Raw genomic sequence first — 18,329 nt, 5'->3', positions numbered from 1 at the left:
AGGCCGGCAATCGCGCGGCAGCGCTGCGATGCCTTGTTCGGCCCGTGTGTAAAGCTCGTCAGCCGCTGTCAACATGCGTTGCACCACGCGTGCAATGCCGTCGTTGAAGACTGGCTGCGCCAGCCAGGCCTGCGGGTCGATGCCGACGTTGCGCAGCATGTTAATGAAGAGAATGAATTAATTGGCGCAATAACTACTCCAGACTTATTAAAAACGCTGGGCAATTTTGCCGGCACCAACGAAATTGGCGGCATTGTTGTTTTAGAAATGGAACGCAGCCAGTTTGCTATTTCAGAAATTAGCCGCATTGTAGAAAGTAATGATGCTACTATTTTACACCTGAACACAACTGTACACCCCGAAACAGGCATGCTAACCGTTTCTATTCATATCAATAAAAAAGAAATAGCATCAATTGTTGCCACTTTTGAAAGATATGATTACGATGTAATCTATTATTTTGGTAACGAAAATTTTGAAAACGAAATCCATACCAACTACCGCCATTTAATGAACTACCTTGATATTTAGTTTTTAACATCCCTGCCTGTTCAATCTCAGTAATATCACTTATTTTTATTTTCTATTATTATGAAGTAACGAATGCCTGGCCACAAAAAAATATTTTACTGCATTTGTTTATTTTTCAGTTCGTCAGTTGCTGTTGGCCAAAATAATATTCTTTTAAGCAATGCTTTACAACCTTTACCGGATTCTTCAGCCAAACTTTACATAAAAAATATTGTTGTTAAAGGCAATAAAAGAACAAAAGAATATATTATACTTCGTGAAATACAGTTTCAAAAAGGCGACTCACTTGTAATATCAACCATTAACCAGCAGCTGGAGCAAGCCAGGCAGCAGGTGTACAATACCACCTTATTCAGCGAAGTAAAATTCGAAACAGTAATACTTTCTGCCTTTGATATGGTGGTGACTGTAGATGTTAAAGAACGCTGGTATATTTACCCGGTGCCGCAGTTTAAACCTGTGGACAGAAATTTTAATGAATGGATCAAAACTTACAACGCCAGTTTAAAAAGGGTAAACTACGGTTTAAAATTTGTGCATTATAATTTAACGGGCCGAAGAGATCAGCTGCGTATCTTTTTACTAACAGGTTTCAGCCGTGATTTTTCTTTTAGTTATAACGCCCCTTACAGCAATGCTAAATTAACAGAAGGTTTTGTAGTGGGTGCAGGCTACTCTCAAAAAAAAGAAATTCCTTATAAAACCGATTTTAATAATAAGCTTTTATTTTACCGTTTCGATTCGCTCAGAAGTAAATTTGTCGGGAGCAATTTTAATATTAACGCTGGCTACAGTTTACGTAAAGGCTTTTTTAACAAGCACAGTTTTAATGCCAGTTTTTCCCGGATAACGGTAAGCGATAGTATTGTTTTACCCAAAAACAACCCCAATTATTTTAATAACAATAAAACTGCTGCAAATATTTTTGAAGTATATTATACTTACCAGCATGTTAATGTAAACAATGTGCTGTATGCTACAAAAGGCAAAACGGCATCTATAAGCATTTCAAAAAGAGGATTGGGTTTTACAGGAGGCATTAATGCACTAACTGTTGAGGCTGGCCTTAATAAATATTACGATCTGGGCAAAAAATGGTACAGCACCATACAACTAAATGGTAAAATAAGATTGCCCTTTCAACAGGCATACATTAATCAGCGTGGCCTGGGTTATGGCGACAGTTATTTACGTGGGCAGGAGTATTTAGTAATTGATGGGGTGGCTACCGCATTAATAAAATCTACCTTAAAATATAAAGTAGCAGCATTTAAAATTCCTTTGCCCTTTAAAATAAAATCGGTACCATACATTCCATTCACCATTTTTGCAAAAACCTATGCCGATTTAGGTTATGCTTTTAATAAAAAAGAATTTGTAAGCAACCTTAACAATAAACTTTTATATACAGGTGGTTTTGGTATTGATATCCTCACATTTTACGATATAAACCTGCGGCTCGAATACAGTTTTAACCAGTTAAACCAAAAGGGGTTATTTTTACATACACAATCAGGATTTTAAAATAAAGGTCAGTAGTCATTTGTCATTAAGTCATTGAAAAAATGACGCAAAACTTTTTTCTTGTTATACAAATAATAAAACAAGCGGATGAAAATAGCAATTTACAGCAGGGGGTTAGAGCAAAATCAGCACCAGGAAATTAATCTTTTATTAAAAGAATTAATTCAGCATGATGTAGAACCAGTTTTTTACCAGGATTTTTTTAATAAATTTTATTCAGCGGTAGATTTTAAAACAAAATATTCCACCTTTAATTCATCAGCCGATTTAGACGATAGTATTGATTGTATGATAAGCCTTGGCGGCGATGGAACATTATTGGACACCGTTACTTTGGTACGTGATAAAGGCACACCGGTTTTAGGCATCAATTATGGCAGGCTTGGGTTTTTAGCCACCATTGGCAAAGGCGAATTACAAACTGCGGTAGAAGCATTGGTTAACCGCACTTATGTAATTGATAAAAGAACGCTGATACATTTAGATGCCAACATCCCGCTGTTTGGTGATATACCTTATGCCTTAAATGAATTTACATTATTGAAAAAAGATTCCAGTTCAATGATAAAAATTCATACTTATTTAAATGGAGAATTTTTAAACACTTACTGGGCCGATGGATTAATTGTTGCCACACCAACCGGTTCTACGGGTTATTCGCTAAGCTGTAATGGTCCCGTAGTTTTTCCGGATAGCGGCAGTTTTGTTATTACGCCGGTGGCACCCCACAATTTAAACATACGCCCTATTGTGGTGCCCGATGACACTGTAATTAGTTTTGAAGTAGAAGGCAGAACCGATGGTTTTTTATGTACCCTCGACAGCCGAAGAGAAATTGTAACCAAAGAAATTCAGATTGCAGTACGCAAAGAAGATTTTGGCATTAACCTTATACGCCTTAACGAAAATAATTTTTTACAAACGCTGCGGAATAAATTAAGCTGGGGTCTGGATGTGAGGAATTAATTTTATTTTTTTCAAAAATAAATATTGTTGTAACCGGCTTTATATTTTCATGGCAGCATCGCTGCGTCGCACTCTTCAACTACATACCTTTGTTCATCTTTTATCATGCACAGCAAAACAAAAAAAATTCGCTATATCTTTTTAATTTACTGGTTTTTACTGGTGTATATTATTGCTGCATTAGTGTGGTGGTTTATTGCATTAAATCAGCAAAATAAACAAATGACCATTTTTGAACTGCAGCAATTAAATAAAGATCAGCCTGGCTATACACAGATAGTAAACAAAATTCAGGAAGATGAAAAAAGTAAAACAGCACAATATATTGGCGAAGGTTTTACTTTTTTATTATTGATAGTTGCAGGTGCGGCATTTGTTTACCGGGCAGTAAAACAACAATTACATTTTAGCCAGGAGCAGCAAAATTTTATGATGGCGCTTACGCATGAATTAAAAACCCCCATTGCAGTAGCCAAATTAAATTTAGAAACTTTACAAAAAAGAAAATTGGATGAGCAGCAGCAGCAACGCTTAATACAAACCACACTTCAGGAAGCCAACCGTTTAAATTCGTTGTGCAATAACATGCTGCTCTCCTCTCAAATAGAAGCCAGTAATTTTAGAATAAGTACCGAAGAAATAAATTTTAGCCAACTGGTAAAGGAATGTGTACAGGATTTTACTGTACGTTTTCCGCAGCGCAACATTTCATCATTGGTAATTGAAGATATTTTTTTAAATGGCGATACACTGTTATTACAAATGGCAGTAAATAATCTTATTGATAATGCCATCAAATATTCTGCAAAAGAAACCCCAATTGAAGTGTTACTAAAACAAGAAAAAAACAATATTACATTACAGGTAAAAGATGAAGGCAAAGGAATTGCAGATGAAGAAAAGAAAAAAGTTTTTGATAAATTTTACAGAACAGGCAATGCAGCAACCAAAGGTGCAAAAGGTACCGGACTGGGGCTTTATCTTACCAAAAAAATTATACAAAACCACAATGGTGAAATAACAGTTATCAACAATACACCAAGCGGTTGTATTTTTACTGTTACATTACATTCTTCCGAACAAAAAAATTAAACCATTGAGTAAAAAATTTACAATACTGCTGGTAGAGGATGAGGAAAATCTGCAGGAAGCTTTAAAGTTAAATCTAGAACTGGAAGGCTATGATGTAACCGGTGTATTTGATGGTGCCGAAGCATTAAAAATTGTGCAGCAGGAATTTTTTAACCTGATTATTTTAGATGTAATGCTGCCGGAAATAGATGGCATTACCGTTTGTGAAACTATACGCCTGCAAAATAATGATATTCCCATTTTAATACTAAGTGCCAAAAACAGCAGTGCCGACAGAATTTTAGGATTAAAAAAAGGTGCTGACGATTATCTTACCAAACCTTTTAATTTAGAAGAGTTATTACTCAGGGTAAGTAAACTCATTTCTAAAAGCGAACGCCTTAATGCAAGGGAACCTTTACCCGAAGTATATAAATTCGGCAGCAACAGTATTGATTTTAAAGCATTGGAATGCGAAGTACAAAATAATAAAAAGATCAGCCTTACTAAAAAAGAGGCGATGCTTTTAAAACTGCTTATCGAAAATAAAAACGAAGTAGTAACCCGTGAAAAAATTTTACAATCAGTTTGGGGCTACAATGTTTATCCCACCACCAGAACTATTGATAATTTTATTTTAAATTTCAGAAAGTACTTTGAAGAAGACAGCCGTAACCCCAAACATTTTCATTCGGTAAGGGGCATTGGTTATAAATTTACAGAAACTTAGCTTTTATACGTATCCAGCAATTGAATAATCCCGTCCGTACTATCATACAATTCCTGCATTTTTTCCTTATCTGCAAAAGGGCTGTATAACTGCAGTTCAATATCGTTCATAATTTGCTGCAACTGAACAGAAGTTGTAACGGCAATATTTTTTTTATCCAACTGCTCAGTTATATTTTTTTTATTTATCGTTTCTACAGGTAATTGCAATTTTTTAGCCAGGTAACTTTTTAATGCATAATTCAGTTCGTTATAAAATGCGGTGCTGTTTTCATTGTGCAATAATTCGCCTGCTTTTTGCAACCAGTCTTTTTGGTGCAATTCAATAACCGCTGCAATTTTTTGTTCCTCCTCTCTTTTTTCTTCCTGCTGTTTAATTTTATTTTTTATTATTATCTCTTTCTTCTTATCTTTTTTTAACCAAAAAATTAAACCGCATAAAATTAAAACAGCTACTGTACTAACCACCCATCTCCTGTTACTTATAAATTTATTTAAAAAATTATTGTCTGCTTTTTTATTTTCTGCAACCAAAGGCTTTACTGTTTTTCCTGTTCCTTTTGTTACAGTAAATGAAATAGGTTTAGTGGAATCTGTTTTATACTTTCCTTCTTTTGCATTAAAATAACTAAACTTTATTGGCGGTAAAGTGTAAGTACCCGGCTCTGCAACTGTAAAAGAATAATCAATTATTTTTCTGCCGCTTACTGGCACGGATGTTTTTATAAAATCATCGGCTGTGGAAGGTTCAAACGCTTCAAAGCCCTGCGGCCATTGTACTTCGGGAGCATTTACCAATTGCAAATTTCCGGCACCGCTTACTATTATTTTTAATTTGCCTGCATCGTCTGTAGTAAAATTATTTTTTTCCAGCATGGCTTCTATTGCAAAATTTCCTACTGCTCCTTTAAAACTTGCAGGCACATTTACATCGGGCAGTGGCTTTACCATTACCGATGCAGGTTTACTTTGCAAGGTTACTTTATGGTTTTCCATAGCTTCCGGCGGCATACTGGCTTCTGCAAATTCTCTCATCATATCATTCATTAAATCACTTTGCCGGTTAGCATAATCTTCTTTAATAAAGTAGACATTGTTTTCTATTTCGGCACTTTCCAGCTCCAGGTTACCTGCCTGCAAAGGATATAATTGTGCCCTGCGAATGATATAAACATTGTACTCCCTGCCATTTACTTTTTCTTTTTTGTAACTTATATTATCCGGCATTTGTAAATCAATTACCGAAAATCCGTTGAAAGATGGATTCTTAACCAGGTTACTTTCGCTTTTTAAACGGGTGTATAATTTATAGGTTGCAATAACAGGTTCGCCAATAAAACAGGATGTTTTGTCTAACTCTAATTTTATAAACATATTCTTACTCACTTTTTCAGCAGCACTTTCACCTTTGCGTAAAATATTATCTTTAAAAGGATTTTCCGGAACTATATCTTCAAAAGGATTAACTCCTGCAAATGGCGAATTAAAATTATTACCGCCGGAGTTATTTGACGCAAGTGAATTGGTAACCTGCACCGTTACTGCATTGCTTTTTAATTCTTTTCCATCTGCTTTTGCTGTTGCCGGTGCAATGCTGAATTTTCCCGGAGCTTTCGGTTTAAGCACATAGTTTAAAGAAATGTAGTGTTTTACATCGCCGTTAACCATCGTCATGCCACTCTCCTGATTAGGGCCACTAACTACACTAAAATTTTTGAACGAAGGCGGGGTTATCTGCTCCACTTCTTTTGCATTTTCAACAGTTAACCTTAATTGTACAAATTCGTTTTTACTTATTTGAGGAGATGAGACACTGGCAGAAAACTTTACCTGCGCCAATGCAAACTGGCTGGCAATTATTAATAAGAATAAAATTATTTTTTGTAAAAATGATTGCATAAGTAAAGGATACAAATTTAGCTGATATAAAACTTATGTTGCTTATACAATAAGATGAATGGCTTTAAAAAACTGTTAATAGTTATTTTGGCCGCAGATTACGCAGATATCGCTGATTGAAATATTTTTTTTCTGCGGCATCTGCGTAATCTGCGGGCACTTTTGTATTTATAAATCTCCAAGTTGTGGCCGCAGTACAATTTCTTCCACACAGGCACCGGTACTTAATTGCGATGCTGCATAAATCATTTGAGCAACATCATCAGCTTCCATTATGCGGTTTTTGCTGTTATCAAAATTACCCCAGGCATCCGTTAGTACAGCACCGGGATAAACGGCGGTAACTTTTATCCCGTACTCTTTCATCTCTTCCCTTAAATTTTTACTAAAGCCATCCATGGCAAATTTACTGATGCTGTAAGCGCCGCCGTTTTTATAAGCCTGTAAAGATGCGATGGAACAAATATTGAAAATATGTCGTCCTGAGCTTGTCGAAGGGTTTTCCATCATACCTGGTAATAATGTTCTGGTAAGATGATAAGCGCTGTATAAATTCGTTTCAATTTGATTTTCCAATACACCTTCGGGTTCGTTATATACACTGCCCGGCTCAAACAAACCGGCATTGTTTACCAATACATCCACTGTAACGCCTAAACTGTTAATCCATTTTCCAAAATCTTTTGCCTGCTTACTTAAATCAAAAGCTTTTGCTTTAATTTCTATTGCAGCAAATTGTGTTTGCAACTCTTCCATTGTTTTATACAAAGCCACTTCGTTGCGGCTGCATAAAAAAAGATTATGGCCATTAGAAGCAAAAATTTTTGCAATGGCTTTGCCTATTCCTTTAGATGCTCCGGTAATGACTATATTCATATTTAGCAGTTTAAACAAATCTACTACACTTCGGCTATCTCACAACAAACCTCCGTTGCATAATTGGTTTTTGCCGTTGGATAACCAGATACGGCATTACACCTTATCTATACTAATTATGTATCAAAATTTACTATAAATTAAAAATAGTATTCAAATATGCTGCTTTTTAATTTTGTGCAATACATCAGAAAATGCAAAAAAAATGAGCTGTTGAAAAAAGAAAATAGTTGAACTGAATGAAAAAAATAGTACACAACTGTAAAATATACAACAATGAAAAAACTCATCATCTTTACTTGCCTATTGTCTGCACTGCATAGTGTATTGCTTGCCCAAAACGTAGGTATTGGTACAATCACTCCATTACAGCGGCTGCATGTAAAAGGGATAGTCCGTGTTGACCCAATAGGACTTACTGGTAATTCCAGTATTAGTATGTACAGCGGAACTACCAGTGATAATAGTACAATATTTTTTTATAATCAGTTATCAGCTGTTACACAAAGTGCTTCTTTCGGCTACAACAGTTTTCTCAATTATTCATTTTGGGGAACTGGCGGAACCGCCGCTTACCTAAAAAATGAAGGCTTGGGTATTAACAATCCTTCGCCGCTTACTAGGTTACATGTTAGCGGCGAGCAGGATGCAGGCTTTGGTGCCAACCAAAATGGGTTTGCCATGTTTGGCCTTGCCAACAGTAGTAATTTGGTAATTGATCCCAATGAAATTATGGCAAGAAATAATGGACGCAAAGCAGATTTGTACCTGCAAAATGATTCCGGTGATGTAGTGATGTGCTTTAACAATGAAGGTATAGTTCATGTAGGGAGTTCTGTCGGAATTGGAACAGCAAGCCCCGCAACTAAACTGCATATACTGGGCGGGCAGGATGCGTCTCTTGCCAGCAACGGTTACATGTTAATGGGTAATACTTCCGGGCCCAACCTGGTGATAGATAATAATGAGATAATGTCGAGGAACAATGGAGCCTCTGCAAAGTTGTTTCTGCAAGCTGATGGTGGCGAAACAGAAATTGGCAACGGCGAGGGTACTTACAGATTTACAACAGATGGCAAGCTGCAACAGCCTGCAGTAACAGGCACAGCAAACCTGCTGCCGGTGGCTTACGGAAAAGTAAGCAACACCGGTGTAAGACAAAGTGGTACTTTTTTTACCTCCATAAAAGAGGCAGATGGCCGTTACAGGGTTACGGTGCTTAATGAAAATAATATGCTGGTGGAAGAAAGTCAGTTTACAATCCTTGTTACCCCGGTAGGTGGTACCGGTGTGTATATAAGTGCTCAAATTGATAATGCTAATAGCTTTCTTGTTTTCACATCAGAATTTCATGTTCCATATATCAATAAGTCAATTGTAGAATCTTGTGGCGTTCCATGTGATTATTCGCTGGCCTCTTATATCACTACCATGCCCAATGAAAGGGCAAGGAACGCCGGGTTTAGTTTCTTGATTTACAAAAATTAGCAGGATTAATAACAACAAACGGATGCTGAAATTAGAGTAAAGTATCGGCAAAAAACATCAATCAGTAACCTCTCTGATGAAAAAACTGCTCTGCCGCTGGCTTACTTTTAATGTATCACATAAAAACAAGACTCACAGAATCACTTAATCTCTCATTACATTCTATACATAAAAAAGACTGTACCCGTTAGCAGCAAAAAATTTTGCAATGGCTTTGCCTATTCCTTTAGAAGCACCGGTAATTACTACGTTCATAATTAAAAATTTACTGCTGTAAATCTAAATCAAAACCAACCATTCCCTAAATCCATTTTACCGTTGGATAACCTGTTTTCTATCTGCAGGTTTATTAATTGTAATTCTGTGTTTCATTTTATACAGCAGTTTTTAAAATAATTATCATGAAAAAAATAGCAATCATTTCATTACTCTTCTTTGTTTTTCTTTCCTGTAAAAAAAATAATACTAATCCTGCATTACTGGAAGTACCGTATCCTCATCAATGGATTTTTACAGCTGATGCTTCTGCAGACAAATATGTACACCTGGAGCTGGCAGGCAATAATATGAAACGCTCAGAGATACTTAAAACTTATTCTCTTAAGCAATTAACGCTTGACAGATTCTGCGAATTTAATGTGGCAGAATCCAAAACAGAATTTACCAACAAACTTTGTTATACCATACAATTTGAAAGACAGCGAAAACGCTGGTTGTTTGCCGGGCTTAGCAGCAACGGGCAGGAAGTGCACCTGGGTACCACTTCATCCGGCAGCGAAACGGCAGACCCGGGTGGCGATGGCTACAAATTTTTTATTCATGAAATGCCGAGAGTAAATGATGTAAGAACTGTAGCAATAGAAAGTGTAGATAAACCCGGCTACTATATTTCTACTTCTCCTCCCGGTTTTAATTATTCTCCTACACAAGTGGTATTAACCAAGCAAACTAAACCCGAATCTGCTCAAAGATGGCAATGCAGATCAGCGAAATAAAAAATATAAAATGAAAAAAATAATAACCTTACTCCTTTTATTTACAAGCCACCACTGCATAACTGCACAATCGGTAGGCATTGGCACCAACACACCAAACGCAGGTGCTGCTTTAGATGTTCAAAGCAATACAAAAGGCATGCTTATACCACGGATGACTACTGCACAGCGTGATGCCATTTCTCCTGCACCTTCCGGCTTGCTGGTTTTTGATAATACCACGGGTTCATTTTGGTTTAAAGGAAATACTAACTGGATAGAACTGGTAGATACAGCAAAAAATTCCTGGAAACAAACCGCTAACGAAGTATATGCAAGACCCAATACCAACGTTGGCATTAGAACCACTGTACCAAAATTTCCGATGGATGTTCATACAAACGATGCCGTAGATGGCTATACCATGCGGCTCCGAAATCCCACCAATGCAGCAGGCACTAAAACCACATTATTACTCTCCAGCTCTAACTATAATTTTTTTGGCAATGCTGCCCCTGCTTCTGCTATTACGTCATTGGCTGGTGGAAACAGCAGCCAGCACCTGTTATTTTCTAATTGCAGCTATATAGCCGAACCTGTAGAGCGGATGCGGATAGACAGCAGCGGTAATGTAGGCATTGGCCTTACTAACCCCGACACTAAACTTCATATTGCCGGCGGCACAGATGTTACCAATACTGCAGGCGGTTTTATACAAATAGGAAATACCAATAACAGAAATATTGGTATTGATGATAACGAAATACAACAACGCAATAATGGGGCAGTTGCAAAACTAACTTTGCAAAATGGTGGTGGTGGTATGCAGGTAGGCTCGGGCACAGGCACTTTTAATTTTTTAACAACAGGAGAGCTAACCCGAAATGGCATAACAGGTACTTCAGATATTTTGCCGCTGTGCTATGGTAAAGTTTTGTTCGATGGTAATAAACTTGGAGGTACCAATAATTTTACCGTTACTAAAACCGCTGTAGGCAATTATGTTATCACACTGCCCAACGAAACCAACCTGTATGCCAACCAGGATAATTATACTATTTTAATAACGCCTTATAAAAAACAAAACTTCGGTGGCGAATCATTTGCAGCAAACGTTCTTTGTACCATTAACAGCAATAATACAATAACGGTATATGTACGGGAGTTTGATGTGAATTATGAAAATATCAGTTGCAATTGTTTCGGCGAAACCAGGTCATTCTCTTATATCACCAACCTGCCCACTTATGCAGCTACAGATGCAAGTTTTAGTTTTATTATTTACAAGATGTAATTTTTAATTGCGGTTACCAGGTGATAAAATTGTTTAGGAAAAATAAAAAATTAGTTATGAAAAAAATATTTACCCTGCTGCTGTTTATTGCCGCACATAAAATGGCGATGGCACAAAACGTAGGTATTGGCACCGCCGAACCGTTTAACAAACTGCAGGTGCAGGGCAACCTGCTGGTAACAACACCAACTATAGCAACCAATACTCAACCATCTGTAGTGCAAACAAAGACCCTGGTGAATGCCAGCACTATCTCCTTTCTTGCAGGCGACTCCACCGGCCGCATTTACGACCCCGGGGGGCCGGCAGGTAACTATAATGCCAATTTGATTGCTTTTGCAGATATAGCACCTGCTTCTTGTATAGGTATTGAAATAACTGCCGAAACAATAGGGCTCGGCACAGGTGATTCTTTAATAATAAAACAATTTTCTTTTTCAACTGATAACCTGTTGGCTCTTGGCAATGGTTATAGCACCTCTGGTAAATGGGTGTTCAATTCTCCTTACTTACATATAATTTTTAAAAGCAATGCTGATGCTAATACAGGCATTGGTTTTTCACTATTATTCAAAAGATTGTATGATAACAGCGCCTCACTACCCGATGTATCAGGTGCCACGGGCAATGCATTATTTTTTGACACCAAGAATGGTTCTTTCAGAAGTGGTTTGACAAATAGTGCTGCACGGGGAAATTATTCTACTGCGATGGGACGCTCAACAAATGCCAGCAAATATGCTTCAACTGCAATGGGAGATAATACAGTTGCCAGCGGAAATTCTTCAACTGCAATGGGAGATAACTCAATTGCCAGCGGAAATTTTTCAACTGCAATGGGAAACTCAACAAACGCCGGCGGAAATTCTTCAACTGCGATGGGATACCTAACAAACGCCAGTGGTGATTATTCAGTAGCTATGGGATACATAGCGACCGCCAGTGGAGATAATTCTACTGCAATGGGCAAATATGTTTCCACTAATAATTTTGAAGGGAGTTTTGTGATAGGAGATAATTCTACCACCACTGTGATGAATTCGGCTAATGCAAATAATTTCCGTGCAAGATTTGCCGGAGGATACAAATTGTTTACAAGTGCCAATTTAGCTACCGGCTGCACATTATTTGCCGGCGATAATGCCTGGACAACAGGTAGTAGTGTACACACAAAAGAAAATTTTGCAGCAATAAACGGAGAAGATTTTTTAAAGAAGATAAGCAACCTAAATCTCACCAGTTGGAATTATAAAACACAAAACCCAAAAACCTTCCGCCACTATGGCCCCATGGCGCAGGATTTTTTTGCCGCTTTTGGAAAAGATGAATATGGCAGTATCGGAAATGACACTACCATTAACTCAGCAGATTTTGCCGGGGTGAGTTTTGTTGCCATACAGGCGTTGGAGAAAAGAACACAAAAGATTGAACAGTTGGAAAAAGAAAATGCAGAGTTAAAAAAAATGCTGCTGCTATTAAAAAAACAATTGGATGCTTTGACTGGAACAAAAAAAGAAAATTTATAAACAATCAAAAAAATTGCTGCTTCTTTTCCCGGCTTTAATTATTCTCCCAAGCAGGTGCTATAATAAAGGAATGCAGATCTGCTGAATAAAAATTTATTTATGCTTAATAAATCTTAAAAAATAAAATTATCATTTATGAAAAAAGTTTTTGCAATAGTAATACTGGCTGCAGCACACCAATGTATTAATGCACAGCGTGTAGGCATTGGTACCACCACACCCAATGCAAGGCTGGCAGTTGACAGCAGTATTATGATTGATCAGGCCAATGCTAACGATGGCACTCTTACAAAAAGTGCATTAATTTTTGGCAGCGATGGTAAAGCAGGCATTGTACGCAGTTTTCTCAACGGTTCTTCTGGCAGAAATGGTCTTGGATTTTTTACCAACAATATCCGTCGTATGTCAATTGACAGTACAGGGCAAGTGGGCATTGGTACAATTAATCCTTTGGCAACATTGCATGTTAATGGCAATGCTTACGTTTCAGGCAATTTTGGTATTGGTACTTCCACACCTGATTACCCCTTTCAAAATCTTTGGGGATACAATCACATGTTTTATGGTCTGGGTGTTGGCACATTGCCCGGTTCAACTTACCTGTTAGATGTGGGCAGCACCGACCCATCACGTTTTAGAGGTGCGTTGCAGGTGGATGGTGCACTAACTGCTAATGGCAATGCTGCAGTTGATGGTACACTTACGGTTAACAATGGTAGAGGAGTCGCATACAATTCAACAAGTGCTACTAATTTAAAAATCTTTCCTTTTACTACAGCTACATTTTTTGCAATACTTGGTGGCCACCAGCTTTCTGCGGAAGGCGCTATTGCTTTTAATGGCGGTTTTACAGGAGTGCCAAGAGTATTTGTTGGGGATGAAGAATTATCCGGCGGAACAGTGGGTGAATTGCACAGGGTAGAATTGAAACTATATGGCTGCAGTACCACCAGCGGCACTACCAGTTGTAAAGCAAGATTACTTAACACCAGCCCTAATTCAGTTAATTACAGCATTACCTGGAACTGTGTAGCTATTGGTAACTAAAAATATAAATAAAATTTACAGCATAATTACTAAATCAAAACCATACTAATTTTTGTATTTTTATTATCCTTAAAAAACTATTAATTACCGGCAAAAATTATTAATGAAATACCTGAAAAAAAATCGGGTCATTATATTTATGCTACGCAGTAATTGCTGCGTAGTTTTTTCATTTTTAATTATTACAGCTTTTGGTCAAACGCCACAACCCAAATTTATTGCACTTAATGGCAGCCGCAACTACAGCGATATTAAAACCATATTACCCGACAGTAAAAATTTTTTATGGTTTGGCTGCAACCAGGGATTAATAAGATTTGATGGCAGCAATTATGTACGTTTTGCAACGGATAGCTCTGGTAAATCAATACAATCGAGCAGAATTACCGCCTTACATGAAGATGCCAAAGGCATTATTTGGATTGGCACTACCGATAAAGGATTGTTTTATTACAATTACAGTACCGATAAATTTACCAGCATAAAAAATTCAATAAACTTTTTTATAGATGATATTCAGAATTATAAAAATGAAATTATAGTTACAGCAAATAAAGCATTGTATGTAGTGGGTGCAGAAAAAAATGAATTGATACCATTGCCTGCAACAGAAACTTTCAAAAAAAATAATATTGCTGCAGTTAAATGCATTGCCGATGCAGCAAATAACGCAACACTTTGGGTGCTTTGTTCCGATGGCTTATATAATTACAGAAATGCATCACTAACTAAAATACACAACTATTCTTACTCGGTAGATGAATTAAATAATTCTTTAAAAACACTAAGTCTTGCACCAAACGGCAATGTTTACAGCGCCACCAAAAATATCGGGCTTGTAGAATTTTCAGCCATAGATAAAAAAGTTTCGGTGCTTCCGTTTTCAAAAAAAAGCGGCAAAGCCTATTCATCCAACAATATTGATGCGCTGCATTTATATGATAACGGTAATCTTTTAATTGCCACGCAGGATAGTGGCCTGGCTTTATTTAATGTACAGCAAAAAACTTTTCACTTCCTCAATCAAAATAATTTTCCCGAGTCGGATATTTTTCGTTTTCAGGCCACTGCTTTCGGCAGCAATAAAAATAATATGGTTTTTGCCACTCAAAGCAAAGGCATTTGGGTGTATAACAATGCCGCAGCAGGCAGGTTTGTATCTGTACCGGTTTTATCGCAGCATAACAAAGTGCCGGGCAGTGTATATGCCCGTTCGCTTTTAGCAGTACCGGAACAAAACACCGTGTATGTGGGCAGTTTTTTTGGCGATGGGTTATATGTTTATAACACAGCAACAGGCAGCATAAAATCTTATCCGTTTATAAAAAATATACCGGCGCCAAAAACGCTCATTATTACTTTTATCCTTCAGGATTACAGTGGCACAATATGGCTGGCCTCTCAGCAAAACGGTTTATTAATTTTTGATACTCAAAAACAAATCATAATTCCGGCTGGCGAAAAATATGCTGCCCTCTCCACCTTATCAACAAAAAAAATATTTTGTATTTATGAAGATAAGCTTCATAATTTATACATCGGCACTGGTGGCAACGGGTTAGTTATTGTAAACGAAAAAAGAAATGAAATACAAAATTATTTACACGACAGTAAGAATGAAAGAAGTATTTTAACTGACAGTATTTTTGCAGAAAAATTTGTCGAAGACAATGCCGGTAATATCTGGATATCAACCATAAAAGGGATAAGTGTTTTTGAACCAGGTACAAAACAGTTTTATAATTTTATTGATCAACCTGCAAAAAACAACAGCATTGCAAAAGCATTCTGGTATTCTACTGCACTGGATAATGCCGGTAATATTTTTATTGGCACCAACGATGGCTTATATAAAATAAAGGCTGGCGAAAAAACTTTAGCCAATGCAAAACACATAGCTGATAAAGATGGCCTGCTGCATAATAATATTTACAGCATGGTAAAAGATAAGCAGGGATTATTATGGATTACCTGCCGCAATGGTATTAGTTGCTACAATACGCTTACCGAAAAATTTATAAATTTTACTTATAAAAACGGGTTGCCTGCAAAAACATTAATGTCGCCGATGCAAATGGGTACAGATGGAAATATATACCATGGCGCTGTAGAAAAGTTTTTTTATTTTAATACTGATTCTCTTCTTACTAAAAAAACTGAGCCGGAAGTATGGCTTACCGGTTTAAAAATTTTTGACAACGATTCTTTACCCGGACTTGAATTAAATACTTTAGAAAAATTAAAACTGAATTATATACAGCATTCATTTTCTTTTTCTTTTACCAGCCCAAATCTTTTTTATGCTGATGATGCAGCATACACCTACATGCTTGAAGGAGAAGATAAGGATTGGAAAATTGCTGGCAATAGAAATTATGCCACTTATACCAACCTGCAGCCAGGCACCTATACCTTTAAAGTAAAAGCAAAAGGCCAGGATGGTGAATGGAGTAAAAATGTAAGGAGCATACAAATAATAATTGCAGCACCTTTTTGGCAGCGCTGGTGGTTTATTCTGTTGTATGTTGTATTCGTTTTAGCAGCAGTTTATTTTTTTATTAAGAGAAGAGAAAGAATAATAAAAAGCAGGGAAGCTGAAAAAACAGAAATTGAAAAATTAAAGGCAGTTAATTATCAATACCAGTTAGAAATTGAACAGGTGATCAATTATTTTGCTACAGCAATATCGGGGCAAACCACGGTTGAGGACATGTTGTGGGATGTTTCAAAAAATTGCATCAGCAAACTGGGTTTTCAAGATTGTGTTATTTACCTGGCCGATGAGGAACGAAAAATTTTAATTCAAAAATCGGCATGGGGGCCAAAAACAACTGAAGAAAAAAAAATAATCAACCCAATAAAAATACCTTTTGGAAAAGGAATTGTGGGCAGTGTGGCATTGAATAACAAAGCAGAAATTATTAACGACACCTCAAAAGACAAACGATATATTGTTGATGATGTAAGGCGTTTATCAGAAGTTTCGGTACCTATAAGTAACGATGGTAAAGTTTTAGGGGTGATAGACAGTGAACATTCTCAAAAAAAATTTTATACCGAAAGGCATTTACAAATACTCAGCACTATCGCTTCGCTGGTGGCCAACCGCATTGTAATAATAAAAGCGGAGGAAATGGCAAAGCAAAAAGAGATAGAAGTACTAAAACTTAAAGCCAGCAATTTTCAATACCAGCTGGAAATAGAACAGGTAATAAATTATTTTGCCACTTCCATATCTGCACAATATTCTATAGATGAAATGTTATGGGATGTTTCTAAAAATCTTATTGGCAAATTAGGGTTTGAAGATTGCATGATTTATTTATGGAATGAAGATAAAACCATGCTGGTACAAAAATCCGGCTATGGGTTAAAAGGTGATATGCAGGTAGAAAAAAATAAAAATGTTTATAATGTACCTAAAGGAAAAGGGATTGTTGGTGCAGCAGCAGAAAGCCGCCAGGGTATTCTTGTAAACGATACCTCAAAAGATAAAAGATATTTTTCGGCAGATGATAAAATTATGTTCAGCGAACTGAGTGTACCCATTATTCATAACAACGAAACAATCGGCGTTATTAATACCGAACATTCTAAAAAGAATTTTTTTACTCAGCGGCACTTACAAATTTTAACCACCATTGCATCACTTTGCGCCGATAAAATTGATAAGATAATAGCCGAACAGCAAACACGTGAAAAAGAAGTGGAAGTTTTTAAATTAAATAAAGATCTGGCCACCTCTCAACTAACTGCATTACGGGCACAAATGAATCCGCATTTTATTTTTAATGCACTTAACAGTGTGCAGCAATATATTTTAACCGGCGATGTGGACCAGGCCAATAAATATTTATCTAAATTCAGCCGCTTGCAGCGGGAAGTATTAAACCACTGCGACCAGAATTTTATCAGCCTTGATAAAGAAATTGAAATGCTGAACCTTTATCTTGAACTGGAGCAGCTCCGTTTTAATGAAAATTTTGAATACCTGATTAATCTTACTGATGAAATTGACAGCAGCGAAATAAAAATTCCGCCTATGATTTTACAACCCTTTGTTGAAAATGCCATCTGGCACGGGCTAATGCCCAAGCAGGGACTGCGGCAGGTAAGCATTTCTTTTACCCTTAGCTCCTATAACTATTTGCAGTGCACCATAAAAGACAATGGTATTGGCAGAGATGCCGCTTCAAAAATTAAGGAGCGGTCGGGAAATACAGTCAATCACAAATCTAAGGGGTTGGGTCTGGTTTTTGAAAGACTTAAGATACTGGAACAGCAATATCAGCAGCCTTTTACAGTAAACATTAACGATCTTACTGCACCTAATGGCACAGTACAGGGCACGCAGGTAACACTTATACTTTATGTTGGGCATTAAGTTTAAAACATCTTTACACA

15 protein-coding genes are annotated in these 18,329 nt (G+C 36.9%); 11 read left to right on the top strand and 4 right to left on the bottom strand.

All coding sequences use genetic code 11. The features are described from left to right. The coding region (locus ACY651_RS03170; RefSeq protein WP_462249640.1) for a hypothetical protein at nucleotides 1–159 on the bottom strand (159 nt) is incomplete at its 3' end. A 108-nt stretch (nucleotides 160–267) separates the two neighbouring features. Between ACY651_RS03170 and ACY651_RS03165 the strand changes: the two genes are divergently transcribed. The 5 genes from ACY651_RS03165 to ACY651_RS03145 all read left to right on the top strand — a co-directional run bounded on the left by ACY651_RS03165 (nucleotide 268) and on the right by ACY651_RS03145 (nucleotide 4,822). Continuing rightward, nucleotides 268–531, top strand: coding sequence for a hypothetical protein (locus ACY651_RS03165; protein WP_462249638.1), 264 nt, complete (start codon nucleotides 268–270; stop codon nucleotides 529–531). 72 nt (nucleotides 532–603) lie between these two features. Then, entirely contained in the window at nucleotides 604–2,055 is a 1,452-nt protein-coding gene (locus tag ACY651_RS03160; RefSeq protein WP_462249636.1) for a POTRA domain-containing protein, read from the top strand. 87 nt (nucleotides 2,056–2,142) lie between these two features. Further along, the gene (locus ACY651_RS03155) at nucleotides 2,143–3,021 is read left to right on the top strand and encodes an NAD kinase (protein WP_462249634.1); all 879 of its coding nucleotides are present in this window, start codon (nucleotides 2,143–2,145) and stop codon (nucleotides 3,019–3,021) included. A gap of 105 nt (nucleotides 3,022–3,126) precedes the next feature. Beyond that, nucleotides 3,127–4,113, top strand: a complete 987-nt coding sequence (locus tag ACY651_RS03150; protein WP_462249632.1) for a sensor histidine kinase — start codon at nucleotides 3,127–3,129, stop codon at nucleotides 4,111–4,113. 4 nt (nucleotides 4,114–4,117) lie between these two features. Next, complete coding sequence (locus tag ACY651_RS03145; protein WP_462249630.1) at nucleotides 4,118–4,822, top strand: response regulator transcription factor; 705 nt, start codon at nucleotides 4,118–4,120, stop codon at nucleotides 4,820–4,822. On the opposite strand, the gene ACY651_RS03140 is transcribed toward ACY651_RS03145, so the two are convergent. Further along, nucleotides 4,819–6,720 (bottom strand): BatD family protein, encoded by a 1,902-nt coding sequence (locus ACY651_RS03140; protein WP_462249628.1) that lies wholly within the window; start codon nucleotides 6,718–6,720, stop codon nucleotides 4,819–4,821. The genes ACY651_RS03145 and ACY651_RS03140 overlap by 4 nt on opposite strands. 168 nt (nucleotides 6,721–6,888) lie before the next feature. Continuing rightward, nucleotides 6,889–7,596, bottom strand: coding sequence for an SDR family oxidoreductase (locus ACY651_RS03135; protein WP_462249626.1), 708 nt, complete (start codon nucleotides 7,594–7,596; stop codon nucleotides 6,889–6,891). A 276-nt stretch (nucleotides 7,597–7,872) separates the two neighbouring features. Between ACY651_RS03135 and ACY651_RS03130 the strand changes: the two genes are divergently transcribed. Next, nucleotides 7,873–9,084, top strand: coding sequence for a hypothetical protein (locus ACY651_RS03130; protein ID WP_462249624.1), 1,212 nt, complete (start codon nucleotides 7,873–7,875; stop codon nucleotides 9,082–9,084). A gap of 162 nt (nucleotides 9,085–9,246) precedes the next feature. On the opposite strand, the gene ACY651_RS03125 is transcribed toward ACY651_RS03130, so the two are convergent. Next, complete coding sequence (locus tag ACY651_RS03125) at nucleotides 9,247–9,339, bottom strand: SDR family NAD(P)-dependent oxidoreductase (RefSeq protein ID WP_462249622.1); 93 nt, start codon at nucleotides 9,337–9,339, stop codon at nucleotides 9,247–9,249. Between the two features lie 146 nt (nucleotides 9,340–9,485). Between ACY651_RS03125 and ACY651_RS03120 the strand changes: the two genes are divergently transcribed. From ACY651_RS03120 to ACY651_RS03100, 5 genes are all read left to right on the top strand, one after another. Next, complete coding sequence (locus ACY651_RS03120) at nucleotides 9,486–10,079, top strand: hypothetical protein (protein ID WP_462249620.1); 594 nt, start codon at nucleotides 9,486–9,488, stop codon at nucleotides 10,077–10,079. Nucleotides 10,080–10,089: 10 nt separating this feature from the next. Next, nucleotides 10,090–11,352, top strand: a complete 1,263-nt coding sequence (locus ACY651_RS03115; protein ID WP_462249618.1) for a hypothetical protein — start codon at nucleotides 10,090–10,092, stop codon at nucleotides 11,350–11,352. Between the two features lie 56 nt (nucleotides 11,353–11,408). Further along, the gene (locus ACY651_RS03110; protein ID WP_462249616.1) at nucleotides 11,409–12,878 is read left to right on the top strand and encodes a tail fiber domain-containing protein; all 1,470 of its coding nucleotides are present in this window, start codon (nucleotides 11,409–11,411) and stop codon (nucleotides 12,876–12,878) included. Between the two features lie 135 nt (nucleotides 12,879–13,013). Further along, the gene (locus ACY651_RS03105) at nucleotides 13,014–13,925 is read left to right on the top strand and encodes a hypothetical protein (protein ID WP_462249614.1); all 912 of its coding nucleotides are present in this window, start codon (nucleotides 13,014–13,016) and stop codon (nucleotides 13,923–13,925) included. 139 nt (nucleotides 13,926–14,064) lie between these two features. Further along, complete coding sequence (locus ACY651_RS03100; RefSeq protein ID WP_462249612.1) at nucleotides 14,065–18,309, top strand: GAF domain-containing protein; 4,245 nt, start codon at nucleotides 14,065–14,067, stop codon at nucleotides 18,307–18,309. Nucleotides 18,310–18,329 lie beyond the last annotated feature (20 nt).

The sequence above is a fragment of the Ferruginibacter sp. genome (genome assembly GCF_031391665.1).
Classification (GTDB): domain Bacteria; phylum Bacteroidota; class Bacteroidia; order Chitinophagales; family Chitinophagaceae; genus Ferruginibacter.
This window is presented reverse-complemented; position numbering and strand designations above follow the sequence as displayed.